The organism is Streptococcus mitis (assembly GCF_000722765.2).
In the GTDB taxonomy this organism is placed as follows: domain Bacteria; phylum Bacillota; class Bacilli; order Lactobacillales; family Streptococcaceae; genus Streptococcus; species Streptococcus mitis_AQ.
Genome location: NZ_CP028415.1, coordinates 1,584,937 through 1,600,382, shown reverse-complemented (window position 1 = coordinate 1,600,382; position 15,446 = coordinate 1,584,937). Strand labels below are relative to the sequence as shown.

13 protein-coding genes are annotated in these 15,446 nt (G+C 39.9%); 9 read left to right on the top strand and 4 right to left on the bottom strand.

Features of this window, described 5'->3' with window-relative positions:
- Positions 1-1,194, top strand: coding sequence for an N-acetylmuramoyl-L-alanine amidase family protein (locus tag SK637_RS07985; RefSeq protein ID WP_033689329.1), 1,194 nt, complete (start codon positions 1-3; stop codon positions 1,192-1,194).
- Between the two features lie 221 nt (positions 1,195-1,415).
- Entirely contained in the window at positions 1,416-2,699 is a 1,284-nt protein-coding gene (tig, locus tag SK637_RS07980; protein ID WP_033689328.1) for a trigger factor, read from the top strand.
- Positions 2,700-2,851: 152 nt separating this feature from the next.
- Here the strand turns inward: tig and recD2 are convergent, their stop codons facing one another.
- The 3 genes from recD2 to rnhC all read right to left on the bottom strand — a co-directional run bounded on the left by recD2 (position 2,852) and on the right by rnhC (position 6,961).
- On the bottom strand, positions 2,852-5,218 hold the full coding sequence (gene recD2 / locus SK637_RS07975; RefSeq protein WP_033689326.1) for an SF1B family DNA helicase RecD2: 2,367 nt from the start codon (positions 5,216-5,218) through the stop codon (positions 2,852-2,854).
- Positions 5,219-5,461: 243 nt separating this feature from the next.
- A complete protein-coding gene (lepB, locus tag SK637_RS07970) occupies positions 5,462-6,076 on the bottom strand; it encodes a signal peptidase I (RefSeq protein ID WP_033689324.1) in 615 nt (204 codons plus the stop codon).
- A 3-nt stretch (positions 6,077-6,079) separates the two neighbouring features.
- Entirely contained in the window at positions 6,080-6,961 is an 882-nt protein-coding gene (rnhC, locus tag SK637_RS07965; RefSeq protein ID WP_033689322.1) for a ribonuclease HIII, read from the bottom strand.
- Positions 6,962-7,047: 86 nt separating this feature from the next.
- On the opposite strand from rnhC, the gene zapA reads away from it, so the two are divergent.
- The 3 genes from zapA to SK637_RS07950 all read left to right on the top strand — a co-directional run bounded on the left by zapA (position 7,048) and on the right by SK637_RS07950 (position 10,335).
- The gene (gene zapA, locus SK637_RS07960) at positions 7,048-7,350 is read left to right on the top strand and encodes a cell division protein ZapA (RefSeq protein ID WP_033689320.1); all 303 of its coding nucleotides are present in this window, start codon (positions 7,048-7,050) and stop codon (positions 7,348-7,350) included.
- The gene (locus tag SK637_RS07955; protein WP_033689318.1) at positions 7,347-7,895 is read left to right on the top strand and encodes a CvpA family protein; all 549 of its coding nucleotides are present in this window, start codon (positions 7,347-7,349) and stop codon (positions 7,893-7,895) included. The genes zapA and SK637_RS07955 overlap by 4 nt, the downstream gene beginning before the upstream one ends.
- A gap of 103 nt (positions 7,896-7,998) precedes the next feature.
- On the top strand, positions 7,999-10,335 hold the full coding sequence (locus SK637_RS07950) for an endonuclease MutS2 (RefSeq protein WP_033689317.1): 2,337 nt from the start codon (positions 7,999-8,001) through the stop codon (positions 10,333-10,335).
- A gap of 49 nt (positions 10,336-10,384) precedes the next feature.
- Here SK637_RS07950 and SK637_RS07945 read toward each other — a convergent pair whose 3' ends face one another.
- On the bottom strand, positions 10,385-11,314 hold the full coding sequence (locus SK637_RS07945; RefSeq protein ID WP_033689315.1) for a helix-turn-helix domain-containing protein: 930 nt from the start codon (positions 11,312-11,314) through the stop codon (positions 10,385-10,387).
- A 209-nt stretch (positions 11,315-11,523) separates the two neighbouring features.
- Here SK637_RS07945 and SK637_RS07940 point away from each other — a divergent pair, with 209 nt between their 5' ends.
- Genes SK637_RS07940 through SK637_RS07925 form a run of 4 tightly spaced genes read left to right on the top strand, consistent with a single transcriptional unit; the run spans position 11,524 to position 15,445 of the window.
- Entirely contained in the window at positions 11,524-12,051 is a 528-nt protein-coding gene (locus SK637_RS07940; protein WP_033686457.1) for a hypothetical protein, read from the top strand.
- A gap of 9 nt (positions 12,052-12,060) precedes the next feature.
- Positions 12,061-13,599 carry an Hsp70 family protein gene (locus SK637_RS07935; protein ID WP_033689313.1) on the top strand — a complete coding sequence of 513 codons (1,539 nt, stop codon included), beginning with the start codon at positions 12,061-12,063 and terminating at the stop codon, positions 13,597-13,599.
- Positions 13,600-13,611: 12 nt separating this feature from the next.
- The gene (locus SK637_RS07930) at positions 13,612-14,979 is read left to right on the top strand and encodes a tetratricopeptide repeat protein (protein ID WP_033689311.1); all 1,368 of its coding nucleotides are present in this window, start codon (positions 13,612-13,614) and stop codon (positions 14,977-14,979) included.
- 7 nt (positions 14,980-14,986) lie between these two features.
- Entirely contained in the window at positions 14,987-15,445 is a 459-nt protein-coding gene (locus SK637_RS07925) for a nucleotide exchange factor GrpE (RefSeq protein ID WP_001288306.1), read from the top strand.
- Position 15,446: the final 1 nt, after the last annotated feature.

Sequence of the window (15,446 nt, the reverse complement as noted above, 5' to 3'; positions counted from 1 at the left end):
ATGAGAAAGTCTAAACTACTTACACTTGGTTTGCTTGCAGGTGCTGGTCTACTTTTATCTATCAACCAAGCACAGGCTGCAGATACTTGGGTTAAAAATGGTGCTGATTGGAATCTTTCACAAGATGGCAGTCTCGCTAAAAATAAATGGGTACAAAACGCTAGTTCTTGGTATCACTTCGATGGTTCTGGTAAAATGCAGACAGGCTGGTTCAAAGACGGCAATACTTGGTATTCACTAGCAGATAGTGGAGCTATGCGCACTGGCTGGTACAAGGAAGGCAGCACCTGGTACTCACTAGCAGATAGTGGAGCTATGCGTACAGGTTGGTACAAAGAAGGATCTACATGGTATTACCTCAAAGGTAGTGGCGCTATGGCAACAGGATGGGCGACTGCAAATGGTCAATGGTCTTACTTTGAAAAATCAGGTGCTATGGTAGCAGATAGAGCTGTTCCAGCAAGCGATGGGGAAAGTTATGTCATTGGTAAGGATGGTTATATGTTAACCAGACTTCCAAGTGAAGTTGAACAAGATCCTTTTGATGATACAGTTATTACAGATATCGTTACTTTGTCTGATGGTTATGACTATCACCTTGTTCATCATAAGAAAGATGGAGTTGTTATCGAAAAGAATGCCTGGTATATCAAACCTATTGTTGAACGTTTTTCTTATCAAAAGATTGGCGATGTAAAACGAAATACTTTAGATGCTATTACTGATAATAAAAAACCAGGGGAAGAAATTGATCCTAAAGCTGTCATAAAGAATTTCCAAAACTTACCAAATAAGTATTACTTTGGAGCAGATGGACGTAAGGTTGCGAATCTACCAGAATTCACTACTCACTTCCCTATTCAAAAAGTTGGATCTGAACTTTATCTTAAAAACTCAAGTCCAGTTATTAGTCTAGAATCATCTGGATTTACAATTAATGACAATAAACTTTATCTAAGAGATGTCAATGATCATAATGGTAAACTTGTAACTGGATATTTCACAATGTTTATGGACGGATTATCATATAAAGATCACCATATTTTAGGCTATGCAGATGAATCTGGTGAAATCGTGAAGATGAAAGTTTTGCCTAATGATTTCCGTGGTCATATTGAAAAAGGATTTTCCGGTTTTTATGGAGAAACTGTTCGATACGACGGTTCAACAGGCAATGTTTATGTTGTGAAATAAGAAAAACGAATCGCCTAATGAGGGATGTGTGGGCGATTCGTTTTTTACTGTAATCAGCCATTATTAAACATCTTTTATAAGATTATATTCGAATCCTAAAGAAAACTAAGAAGAAACCGTACCTCCCCCTATCATTGAAAAGCGCAGTCATTACTTGAAAAAAGTCGCTCGTTTATGTTATAATAGACTGTATTTAAAAAATTTTAAGGAGAAATGACAGAATGTCTGTATCATTTGAAAACAAAGAAACAAACCGTGGTGTCTTGACTTTCACTATCTCTCAAGACCAAATCAAACCAGAATTGGACCGTGTCTTCAACTCGGTGAAGAAATCTCTTAATGTTCCAGGTTTCCGTAAAGGTCACCTTCCACGCCCTATCTTCGACAAAAAATTTGGCGAAGAGTCACTTTACCAAGACGTTATGAACGCTCTTTTGCCAAATGCTTATGAAGCAGCTGTAAAAGAAGCTGGTCTTGAAGTCGTTGCTCAACCAAAAATTGATGTAACTTCAATGGAAAAAGGTCAAGACTGGGTTATCACTGCTGAAGTCGTGACAAAACCTGAAGTAAAATTGGGTGACTACAAAAACCTTGAAGTATCAGTAGATGTAGAAAAAGAAGTAACTGATGCTGACGTTGAAGAGCGTATCGAACGCGAACGCAACAACTTGGCTGAATTGGTTATCAAAGAAGCTGCTGCTGAAAACGGCGACACTGTTGTCATCGACTTCGTTGGTTCTATCGACGGTGTTGAATTTGATGGCGGAAAAGGTGAAAACTTCTCACTTGGACTTGGTTCAGGTCAATTCATCCCTGGTTTCGAAGACCAATTGGTAGGTCACTCAGCTGGCGAAACTGTTGATGTTATCGTAACATTCCCAGAAGACTACCAAGCAGAAGACCTTGCAGGTAAAGAAGCTAAATTCGTGACAACTATCCACGAAGTAAAAGCTAAAGAAGTTCCAGCTCTTGACGATGAGCTTGCAAAAGACATCGACGAAGAAGTTGAAACACTTGCTGAATTGAAAGAAAAATACCGCAAGGAATTGGCTGCAGCTAAAGAAGAAGCTTACAAAGATGCCGTTGAAGGTGCAGCAATCGATAAAGCTGTAGAAAACGCTGAAATCGTAGAACTTCCAGAAGAAATGATTCACGAAGAAGTTCACCGTTCAGTAAACGAATTCCTTGGAAACTTGCAACGTCAAGGTATCAATCCTGACATGTACTTCCAAATCACTGGAACTACTCAAGAAGACCTTCACAAACAATACGAGGGAGAAGCTGAGTCACGTACTAAGACTAACCTTGTTATCGAAGCAGTTGCCAAAGCTGAAGGATTTGACGCTTCAGAAGAAGAAATCAAAAAAGAAGTTGAGCAATTGGCGGCAGACTACAACATGGAAGTTGCACAAGTACAAAGCTTGCTTTCAGCTGATATGTTGAAACACGACATCACAATCAAAAAAGCTGTTGAATTGATTACAAGCACAGCAACAGTTAAATAATCTTATACTCTTCGAAAATCTCTTCAAACCACGTCAGCGTCGCCTTACCGTACTCAAGTACAGCTTGCGGCTAGCTTCCTAGTTTGCTCTTTGATTTTCATTGAGTATTCATAAACAAAAATCCCACCTGAATTGGTGGGTTTTCTTGTGCACTATTTTCCAAAAATCTCTTTGAGGTCTGCGTCTGTAATTCCAATCATGGCTGGGATGCTGTCCCAGTTTTCTTCGGTTAGGATGTAGGATGGTTCAGAGGCACTTGATGTGACTGTTTCAGAGATAGCTGGTTGCTTTTCTTCCATATTTTCAATTAAATCACTGAAGCGTTCAACCAGATAGGTTTTTCGGGCAGTTCCGATATGTTGGGTAGCATAGTCGAAGGCCTGTAATTCACCTAGTAAGATAAGTTTGCTTTTGGCGCGTGTAATGGCTGTATAGATGAGATTGCGCTCCAGCATACGCCTACTAGCACTAGTGATAGGTAGGATGACAACAGGGAACTCACTTCCCTGTGATTTATGGATACTCATGGCATAGGCCAAGCGAATCTTGTACCATTCGTTACGTGGGTAAGAGACCTCATTGCCATCAAAATCAATGACAATCTCATCTTGTTTCGACTCGGTGTATTTACCAGGAATCAGGTCTGTGATGGCTCCTAAATCTCCATTAAAGACATTGATTTCAGCATCGTTGACCAAATGAATGACCTTGTCGCCCTTACGATAGTGACACTGGGGAGCTTCAAAACTGATTTGGTCTTTTTGTGGTGGATTAAGGAGGTCTTGCATGAGTTGGTTGATGGAATCAATCCCTGCAGTTCCTCGGTACATGGGAGCCAGCACTTGGATATCACGAGCAGGGATGCCACTTCTGAGGGCAGCGCCTAAGATCTTTTCAATCGTAGCAGGAATATGACCACTAGCAATTTCAAAGTAGGAACGGTCAGCTTTTTTCTGGGTGAAATCAGCTGGCAAGATACCCTGTCGAATCTGACTAGCTAGGGTGACGATGGTTGATTCTTCGCTTTGTCGGTAAATTTTTTCCAAGCGAGTCTGAGGAATCAAGGGAATATGAAGCAGATCCGCTAGAACCTGTCCAGGACTGACAGAAGGCAGCTGGTCGCTATCTCCCACGATGAGGATTTTACTGTTCGAAGAGATGTTGGAGAAGAGTTGGTTGGCCAGCCAAGTATCCACCATAGAAAATTCATCCACGATAATAAAGTCGGCATCCAGATAATCTTCCAGATGACTGGTATCATCATCACCTGTCATTCCTAAATGACGGTGTATGGTCGCGCTAGGTAAACCTGTCAATTCATTCATGCGGCGAGCTGCTCGTCCAGTTGGAGCAGCAAGAAGAATGGGCAGATTGCTTTTTTTCCTGAGGTCAAGTCCTTCTAAAAGGGCGTAAACAGCGATAATCCCATTGATAACAGTTGTCTTACCAGTACCAGGCCCACCTGTCAGAATAAAGACCTTGTTCTGGATAGCATCACAGATAGCTTGTTTTTGAATACTATCATACTCAATTCCCAGCTCTGCCTCGACAGTAGTGATATGTTTTTGAATGGTTTCTAAATCCTGGCTCTTCTGTTTTCCTTTTTCAAGGATACGAACCAAGTGACTGCGGATGCCTTCCTCAGCGAAAAAGAGACTATTATCAAAGATTTTGGTATCAATCTGCTGAACCTTGTCTTCTTCGATGAGGTAGGAGAGCTCTTGGGCCACTTGGCTGGGGTCCAGTTCCACGGGGCGGGAAGACTCAAGGAGAGTAAGGGTTTGTTCTAGCAAATCCCGTGCTTCAACATAGGTGTCCCCTGTTTCCATACAGGCCTGAAAAAGACTATGAACTAGACCGGCGCGGAAGCGTTCAGGAGCCTGACTTTCGATGCCTAGTTCTTCCGCTAGTTGGTCAGCAATGGTAAAGCCCAAACCCTTGATATCCTCAACCAGTTGGTAGGGATAATTTTCAACTACATCAAGGGTTTCTTCCTTGTAAAAGTCTTGAATCTGAAAGGCTAATTTATTGGGAATGCCGTAGTTGGCTAGTTTGGCCAAAACCATCTCCGTTCCGTAGTTGAGACGGAGGGTGGAGACGAATGCCTCGCGATTTTTGGCAGATACCCCTGCGATGCCTTCTAACTTTTCTGGGTGTTGCAGAATTTCGTCAATGGTATTTTCGCCATAGGTATCCACGATTTTCTGAGCTGTCTTGAGACCAATTCCCTTGAAATGGCTACTTGAAAAGTACTTGACCAAGCCCTTGCTAGTTGGTTTTGCGCGTTCATATCGGCTGATTTGCAGTTGCTCCCCATACTTGGAGTGCTGGACAATTTGTCCCCAAAAAGTATAGTCTTCTCCCTCAATCACGTCAGCCATGGTGCCCGTGACAATGATTTCAAAATCATCAAAATCCTCTGCGTCTGTATCGTCGATTTCTAGGAGGAGGATGCGATAAAAATTGCTGGGATTTTCAAAAATAATCCGTTCAATGGTTCCTGAAAAATAAACTTCCATAAAATTCCTTTGCATGAATAGGTGAGAGTTAATACTCTTCGAAAATCTCTTCAAACCACGTCAGCTTCCATCTGCAACCTCAAAACACTGTTTTGAGCAACCTGCGGCTAGCTTCCTAGTTTGCTCTTTGATTTTCATTGAGTATAACTTTGTTTCTATCTTAATCAAACTGGATAGTGAATAATCATATTCTCACGATAGAAGAAGAGGCTGAGATTCTTGATTCTCGGCCTCTTAGGTTTTTTAAAATGTTCCGATACGGGTGATTGGCCAGAAGCGGAATTTAGCTTCCCCTGTGATATCTTTTGCTTTGAAGGTACCTACATGGCGGCTGTCGCTCGAAACCAAGCGGTCATCTCCGAGGAGAAGGTATTCTCCTTCTGGGACAGTAAAGCTAAAGTTGGTATTATAGTTGACATCAACTGTGAAGGCTTGGGCTTTTTCAGCAATACTTCTAAAGAAAGTTCCTTTATTTCCTTCAAAACCCTTACCTGAGTAGGTGCTTTGGAGTTTGTCATCCTTGAACCGTTTGATATAGTCAGCTAGGTAAGGTTCATCTGTCTCTTTGTCATTGATGTAAAGTTTATCATTTTCGTAACGGATGGTATCACCAGGCATTCCAATCACGCGCTTGACGATGTCCTTATTACCGTCTTCCTCGTGGGCAACCACGATATCAAAACGGTCAATAGGGAGGTGTTTGACAACAAAGAGGATTTCTCCATCCGCTAAAGTTGGATCCATGGAATGTCCTTCTACGCGGACATTACTCCAAAAAAAGATACGGCTTAAAGCTAGTAATGACAGAATCAGAAGGAACAATCCCCACTCTTTTAAGAAATGTTTAAATGAATTCATAACTTACCTTTCTAAGCGTTTTTTCGCTTTTTCAGTATTTTTAAAGTGCAGTTTGGCGCAGAAGTTGAGTCCCTGCATTCCATAGGCCTGCAAAATCTGGCTAGCCACCTTATCAGAAGCCGTTCCAGCTCCACTTGGAAGTTGATAGCCCAGCTCTCGTCCCAGATTTTCAAGATTTTCCAGAAAGAGGTCACGCGCAATGATAGAAGAAACTGCGACAGCCAAGTATTTGCCCTCAGCCTTTTCTTCTAAGCTGAGAGGATTGCTGAAACGATTGGCCTCTTGTGCCAAGTACTTGTCATAATTTTTAGCACTGGTAAAGGCATCAATCACAATTTTTTCAGGCTGAATGCCTTTTTGAAGGAGGAGATAGATAGCCTGATTATGGAGGGCTACCTTAACCGAAACAGCGTTGTAGCGGTCTCCGATGACCTCGTTGTACTTGCTTGGTGAGAGAAGCAGTGCCTGGTGCTGGATTTTTTCTTTGAGGATAGGGGCAATCTGACGGATTTTTTGGTCGGTCAGAGTCTTAGAATCCCCCACACCGAGTTTTCGCAAGAAGGCATGCTGCTCAGGTGTGACAAAGGAAGCCACAACTGCAAGTCCACCAAAGTAGGAACCATTTCCAACCTCATCCGTCCCAATCAAAGGGAAATTTTGTCCGCTGGTTTCCTCTACAACCTGATAGCCAAAGAAACTGGCGTATTTCTCAGCCCCTTCACCCTGAAGCAAGACCTTTCCAGAAGTATAGATAGAAACCGTTGCTTGAGGTAGTCTCAAAAAGTAGCGGATATAGGGATTCTTACTGGGAGCCAGACTGGTTTGATAGTGTTCAAGAAAAGCCTGAATCTCCTTTTCACTTGGTGTGAGTGTTATACTTGCCATAGTTTCTATTGTACCATAAAAGCAGGCAAATTTGTAAAAACTGACAAAGTTAGCGAATTTTGGTATAATATCGTGAGGTGAATTTTATGGCAAATCTAAATCGATTCAAATTTACATTCGGGAAAAAATCATTAACTTTGACAACCGAGCATGATAATCTTTTTATGGAGGAAATCGCCAAGGTTGCGACAGAAAAATACCAAGCAATTAAAGAACAAATGCCTGGTGCAGACGATGAAACAATCGCTCTTTTGTTGGCAGTCAACTGTTTATCAACTCAGCTCAGCCGTGAGATTGAATTTGACGATAAGGAGCAAGAATTAGAAGAACTCCGTCACAAGCTTGTGACTTGCAAGCAAGAACAGAGCAAGATTGAGGATCCCTTATGATTTCAATCCTTCTTCTATTGGTCTTGGCTTGGGGATTTTATATCGGCTATCGGAGAGGGCTGCTCTTACAGGTTTATTACCTGATTTCAGCCATGGCATCGGCTTTTGTGGCTGGCCAGTTTTATAAGGGACTGGGAGAGCAATTTCATTTGCTGGTCCCTTATGCAAATCCGCAGGAAGGTCAAGGGACTTTCTTTTTCCCATCGGATCAACTCTTTCAGTTGGATAAGGTTTTTTACGCAGGGATCGGCTACTTGCTTGTATTTGGGATTGTCTATAGTATCGGTCGTTTGCTTGGTCTCCTCTTACACTTGATTCCTAGTAAAAAACTGGGTGGCAAGTTGTTCCAAGTTTCAGCAGGTATCTTGTCCATGTTGGTGACCTTATTTGTCTTGCAAATGACCTTGACCATCTTGGCGACCATCCCTATGGCAGCTATACAAAATCCTCTTGAAAAGAGTATCGTCGCAAAACACATCATCCAGAGCATACCAGTGACAACCAGTTGGCTCAAACAAATCTGGGTGACAAATTTAATCGGATAAAAAGGGCAGGAGTTTTCCTAGCCCTTTGTTTACAGATTTGACTCGAATCTATCAGAATGTAAAAAGCTATCACACCTAGACATTCAAAGACAAGGAAATAAAGATGAATAAGAAAATATTAGAAACATTAGAGTTCAATAAGGTCAAGGCTTTGTTTGAATCCCATTTGTTGACCGAGCAGGGCTTGGAGCAATTGAGACAGCTGGCTCCGACTGCCAAAGCAGATAAAATCAAACAGGCTTTTGCTGAGATGAAGGAAATGCAGGATCTCTTTGTCGAGCAACCGCATTTTACTATTCTCTCAACTAAGGAAATCGCAGGAGTCTGCAAGCGTTTGGAGATGGGGGCGGATCTCAATATCGAGGAGTTTCTACTTTTGAAGCGCGTGCTTCTTTCTAGCAGAGAATTGCAAAGTTTTTATGCCAATCTGGAAAATGTCAGCTTGGAAGAATTAGCCCTTTGGTTTGAGAAATTACATGATTTTCCTCAATTACAAGGAAATCTACAAGCCTTCAATGATGCAGGTTTCATTGAAAATTTTGCCAGTGAAGAATTGGCGCGTATCCGTAGAAAAATCCATGATAGCGAGAGTCAGGTCCGCGATGTCTTGCAAGACTTGCTTAAGCAAAAAGCGCAGATGTTGACGGAAGGGATCGTTGCTAGCAGAAATGGCCGTCAGGTTTTACCTGTCAAAAATACCTACCGCAATAAGATTGCAGGTGTCGTTCATGATATTTCTGCTAGTGGGAATACCGTTTATATCGAACCCCGTGAGGTGGTCAAACTGAGCGAAGAAATTGCCAGTCTGCGAGCAGATGAGCGCTATGAAATGCTTCGAATTCTCCAAGAAATTTCTGAGCGTGTCCGCCCTCATGCTACTGAGATTGCTAATGATGCTTGGATTATTGGCCATCTAGACTTGATTCGTGCCAAGGTCCGCTTCATCCAAGAAAGGCAAGCAGTCGTACCTCAGCTGTCAGAAAATCAAGAGATTCAACTGCTTCATGTCTGCCATCCTTTGGTCAAAAATGCGGTCGCAAATGATGTCCATTTTGGTAAAGATTTAACAGCTATTGTCATTACAGGTCCCAATACAGGTGGGAAGACCATCATGCTCAAAACCCTGGGATTGACGCAGGTCATGGCCCAGTCTGGTTTGCCGATTTTAGCAGACAAGGGAAGTCGTGTGGGTATTTTTGAAGAAATCTTTGCTGATATTGGCGATGAGCAGTCTATTGAGCAGAGCTTATCTACCTTCTCTAGCCACATGACCAATATCGTGGATATTCTTGGCAAGGTCAACCAGCATTCACTCTTACTTTTGGATGAGTTGGGGGCTGGTACAGACCCTCAAGAGGGAGCCGCCCTTGCCATGGCTATTCTGGAGGACCTTCGCCTGCGTCAAGTCAAGACCATGGCGACCACCCACTATCCAGAACTCAAGGCCTACGGTATTGAGACAGCCTTTGCGCAAAACGCCAGCATGGAGTTTGATACTGCAACTCTTCGCCCGACCTATCGCTTTATGCAGGGTGTGCCTGGCCGAAGCAATGCCTTTGAAATTGCTAAACGTCTAGGCCTATCTGAAGTTATCGTAGGGGATGCTAGCCAGCAGGTCGATCAGGACAATGATGTCAATCAGATTATTGAACAACTGGAAGAGCAGACGCTGGAAAGTCGTAAACGCTTGGACAATATCCGTGAGGTGGAGCAAGAAAATCTCAAGATGAACCGTGCTCTCAAAAAACTTTACAACGAGCTCAATCGTGAAAAGGAAACTGAGCTTAATAAGGCGCGTGAACAGGCTGCTGAGATTGTGGATATGGCCCTCAGTGAGAGTGACCAGATTCTCAAAAATCTCCATAGTAAGTCCCAGCTCAAACCTCATGAAATTATTGAAGCCAAGGCCAAGTTGAAAAAATTGGCTCCTGAAAAAGTAGATTTGTCTAAAAACAAGGTCCTTCAAAAGGCCAAGAAAAAACGAGCTCCAAAGGTGGGAGATGATATCGTGGTGCTCAGCTATGGTCAGCGAGGTACCTTGACCAGTCAACTCAAGGACGGCCGCTGGGAAGCCCAAGTTGGCTTGATTAAGATGACCTTAGAAGAGAAAGAATTTGACCTCGTTCAAGCCCAGCAAGAAAAGCAAGTCAAGAAGAAACAGGTCAATGTTGTGAAACGAACTTCTGGTCGAGGACCTCAAGCCAGACTGGACCTTCGAGGCAAACGTTATGAAGAGGCCATGAATGAGCTAGATGCCTTTATCGACCAAGCCTTGCTTAATAATATGGCCCAAGTCGATATCATCCATGGTATCGGAACAGGTGTCATCCGTGAAGGTGTCACCAAATACTTACAAAGAAACAAACATGTCAAGAGTTTCGGCTATGCCCCACAAAATGCTGGAGGCAGTGGCGCAACTATTGTGACCTTTAAAGGATAAGAAAAGCCTGAGGAAATATGTGGTTCCTCAAGCTTTTTCTTTTTCTAGATTAGATGTCTAGAGGTTGTCCAGTGTGATTGAGCTGTGTGACAGAGACAAAGAAATCCTCTCTCATTCGAGTCAGTAGTTGATTTGGATAGATTTTTTCAAAGTTATCAAGACTAGCAAAGATATGTTTCGCAAGTTCTAGACCTCTGACATCGTCTTTTCTGAGAAAATTATTAGCCCGTTCCATTGAAAGACTAATCATCTCTGTCATCTTGGTACTCAGTAGAGGGAAAGTATTAATCACTTCCAGGGTCTTCAACGCTAGATTTTCAGCTTTATCATAGTAGCCATTAACAGAGTAATGCTTGATAGCAGTTCTTAAGCAGGCAATATAGTAGTCAGCAGTACGGATTGAATGGTACTCTGTCTGTTTTTTTAGAGTATCTAATAAGTGGTAGAGCCTGTAATCTAAAAATTCGATTGAAAAGTGAGGCAGGATAGATGAAAAGATATTGACCTCAATTTTGTTCCAGTCGTCCAATTCACTGAGATAGTTCTTGATATATTCTAGTTCTTGATAATCTTTTGGAGTCAGAAAAGAATCGCCGATGATGTTTGCGATAGCAAATTTATTGACTACACGATTGGCAATCACATAGTGTTCAGCGATCCCAGGATTTTCCATGGGTTGATTAATCAAACTAATGATCTTTTTAAATTCACGCTTATAGGCCAAATCAGCAACTTGAGCCTGTAATTTATGAAATTCAGTTGGAAACATCTGCGTTTTGAGACTATCAAAGGTCTCTTTATCAATTCCAATATTAGAAAGAATCTCTTCAAATTTTTGAATGGTTATCCGAGATTTCCCTTGCTCAAACTGACGTAAAAAGTGAGGAGTCACTGTAGTTCCAGCAGCTTCCTTCTGGGTAAACCCTCTTTCCTCACGAATAGCTTTATAGACTAATCCATACACACTTTCATCTTGCATCCTAAATCTCCTCAAGTCCTTTTTTCCATTCTATCATAATTCTACCAGTTTTTAAGGTATTTTTAAGAAAAAAGTAATTATAGTTACGCTTTTTCGGGGGGGGGGGGTAATTGTTCAATAAAGGTAAATATAAATACGCTTTTCGCAAATAAGGTAAATCACATGCTATACTGTAACCGTAAACAATAAGATTTAAAAGGAGATTGTTGATGATTAAATACAAAGAATTGGAAAGTTATATAGATGAATGGAGATATTATTCCGATGAGAATAATCCTAGATTGGATTTAGAATATTGTAAGACGAAAATTGTTGAAAAAGCAAAAGAGTTTGATCTTCCTTGTAAAATTGATGAAGAACAAATAAAACTCGGTGGTTTGTTTAATAAAGAGATTGAAGAATGTCTAGTTATTTCACACCCAAATCACCAGAAAGACTATGTAAAGTTTTGTTTTCGTTTAAAAAACCAAGGATCAGTACAGCTTCTGACTATAGATACTTTAGGTGAGAGTAAACAATTAAAAAAATACTACATATCAGAAGATAATAAAAGATTCAGGGAAGCAATTAGAGAATCGGACTTGTCATTGGGTCAGAAATTAGGAGCTCAACTTAGTAATTTAACAGTTAGCAGTCTTAGAACTTTGGGGAAAAATCAGAGCAAGATTGATGCAGAATTAAAATACTGTGAGTTTTTAACAGAAATACTAACACAGTTTAAATCAAATAATGATTAGGAGTGAAATATGAGTAAAGCAATTGGAATTGATTTAGGAACGACTTATTCAGCAGTATCTGTATTATCAGAGACTGGACAACCACAAATTTTATTGAATCAAGATGGTGAAAATTTAACTCCATCTGTTGTATTCTTTCAGGATTTTGATGGGAAAGATGAACCACTTGTTGGTATTCAAGCTAAAAATTTGGCAGCAAGTAGTCCTGAAGCAGTTGTACAGTATGTCAAAAGGCAAATGGGAAATCCAAACTGGAAGTTTGATTCTCCTAGTGATACTGTTTATACAGCAGAAGAAATTTCTGCAATCATTTTAAAAAGATTAAAAGAAGGAGCAGAAAATGCCCTTGGTGACAAGGTAGAGGATGTTGTAATAACTGTTCCAGCTTATTTTGATGATGCTCGTAGAACAGCAACAAAACATGCTGGAGAAATTGCTGGACTCAATGTTTTACGGGTTTTAAATGAACCGACAGCCGCTGCACTTGCATACGGTATATCAGCAGAAAAAAATGAGACAGTATTGGTGTACGATTTAGGTGGTGGAACTTTTGACGTCACATTAATGAAAATAAAAGATGGCGAGTTTGATGTTATTGCCACCGATGGAGATCGTAATCTAGGAGGGTTTGATTTTGATAACGCCTTGTCAATGATTATTGCTGAAAAGATGGAAGAACAAGGGGCGGAGGATATTTATACGGATGAACATTTTACTGCCTTACTTCGTGAAAAATCAGAGAATACAAAGAGAGGACTAACAACTGTAGAAAAAACAAATGTCTTTCTCGACTACAAAGGAAAAAGTTATAAAATTCCGATAACACGTGTAGAATTTGAAGAAGCAACAAAAAGTCTAATGAATCGTACAGAGGAGCTGTTAGATGATGTTGTTGAAGAATCTGGAATGTCATGGGATGAAATTGACCAAGTACTATTAATAGGTGGTTCAACTCGGATGCCAATGGTTCAAAGAAAATTGGAAGAGAAAATTGGGAAGAAGATTGTATATTCTATTAATCCAGATGAAGCTGTAGCACAAGGAGCAGCTATTCAGGCAGCATTGGAAATCGCTAATAAATCAGAAAATGCAGATGTTAGTGAAACAGTTCGTGGACTAGCAGAAAAGTTAGTTGTTTCGGATGTCACTTCTCAAGCCTTGGGAACTCTGGCTCTTTCGAATGGTGTGAAAAGAAATACAATTATTATTCCTAAAAATTCCAAGGTACCGAACAAGTACTCTGAGTATTTTTCAACAGTTGTAGATAATCAACAAAATGTGCTAGTGGAGGTTACTCAAGGAGATGACGAGGATCCACAATTTGTTACGGTTATAGGAGAGAGTACCATTAAATTACCAGGTGACTGGCCTGCAGGAACGGTTTTGAAGGTAACTTATCATTATGATGTCGATCAAACAGTTTTTGTAGAGGTACATGATTCGGATAATCACTTATTAGGGACTTTTGAAGTAGAGAGACAAGCAAATCTCGATAAAAGTGCTGTAGAAGTAGCCAGTCGTAAAATAAAAGATTTAACTATTGATTAGGGGAGGAACACAATGTCGGTCATAAACTATTATGAAGAGTTAGGGATTTCAGAAACAAGTTCATTAGATGATATTAAGAAAAGTATCAAGTCAAATAGAAGACGCTATCGCCAGTTGACAGGTTCACCAAATATTGATCAAAGATCAATGGCTGAGAGAAAGATGGAAGTCATTGCACAGGCAGAAAAAGTATTTGAAAGTGAAGAAACCAGACAAAAATATGATAGGGAATTAGAAAATTCTAAACAAAGTTCTGAAGGAGTCCCTGATTCGACTCCAACTAATCATTCAAATTCAAGCTATCTTGATTCAGCTAGACAGGCCTTCTATTCAGGAAAGAAATCATTAGCTTATTCCTACATCGAAGAAGCCTTAAAAATAAATCGAAATGATGCGGATGTTTGGTATTTCAAGGCTATGATTAGCCTTGAAGATAGAAAGTTATCGGATGCAGAATTAGCTATCAGTGAAGCTAATAGATTGAGACCTAAAAACGCAGATATCTTATCTTTGCTAGGTGATGTTTATTGTGAACAGAATCAGCAAAAGTTTGCAATTCAGTATTATCAGGAAGCTTTTGAACTATCTAATAATTCCTTTTACCTTTTGAAAAAGGGGAGATCACTATTTTTATTTGATCAGTATAAACAGGCAGTAAAAGATGTTCGATATCTGTATGATCATTATTTAGAAGAAAATAAAAATAATGAAGAATATATTTATTACCTTTTATCATGCTCTTATAGAGAAATTGGAGATAATGAGGAAGCCTATAATTTTGCAAGGAAATTAGTAGATGTTTCGGATTCACTAGAGCATAAACTACATTATGCAGGTATTCTATTTTTGAAATCTGAAGATGAGTGTGAAAATTATTTAGATACCTTAAACGAACGCTATGGTAACAATCACGATTTCCAGCAAGTATATTTTAAGTTACTATTAGATATCACGATAGAGCGTATGAAAAAAGCACCTGATACAGACGTTGAGGCTTTCTTTAGAAAATATATTGATCGAACAAAATATGAGAATGAAGCAGTTCTAGATAATAAGGCGCGTGTTCGAATTGCAGAAGCTTACTTGGCCAAGGCACAAAGTTTAGGGATTGAAAATAAAATTAGAGATAATGATTTTTACAATGAATTTATTGAAAATAAAAATTATATCAATTATGCCACAACACGCCATTCACAAGGTATGGGATGTCTCATGTTCATCTTAGTTTTTGCAGCCAATTGGTTTTTGAGTGGTTTCTTTGATAAGTTTGTACATAGCTTTTGGATTAGTAACGCATTAAGTTTGGCATTGTTATCAAATATTGTATTGTATTACAATTACCCTAAAGGATGGCAAATAAATAGAAGAAAGAAAGGATAAAATTTTTATGAGTGAAGAAGTATTGCACGAAAAAGTTTCGTATATCGTAGATAAAGTTGAAGATATAGAATCTTTAATTACACGCCGTTTATTGGAAGATAAAGCAAAAAATAGTCTGATTGAAGAACTGAAGCAGTATTTAATCTATAGACAGGATTTAGATAAGGGTGAGAAATTTGCTCCATTTATGAAACAGATTCTTCAAGTTATTGATCGTATTGAATCATCTGAAGAAAAATCAGATTTGCTTACTTCAATTGCTGAAGAGCTTCTGCAAATTCTTTCATTGAATGGATTACAAGTTATTGATAACAGTGGAATGATTGACCCAAGTATGCATGAGGTTGTTAATACAGTAGCAGTTACTGATGAACAAAGTGAAAATAATATTGTTGAAGTATTGCAAAAAGGATATTTGTTAAATAACAGGGTTCTTAGACCAAGTAAAGTGACTATTGCTAAATAAG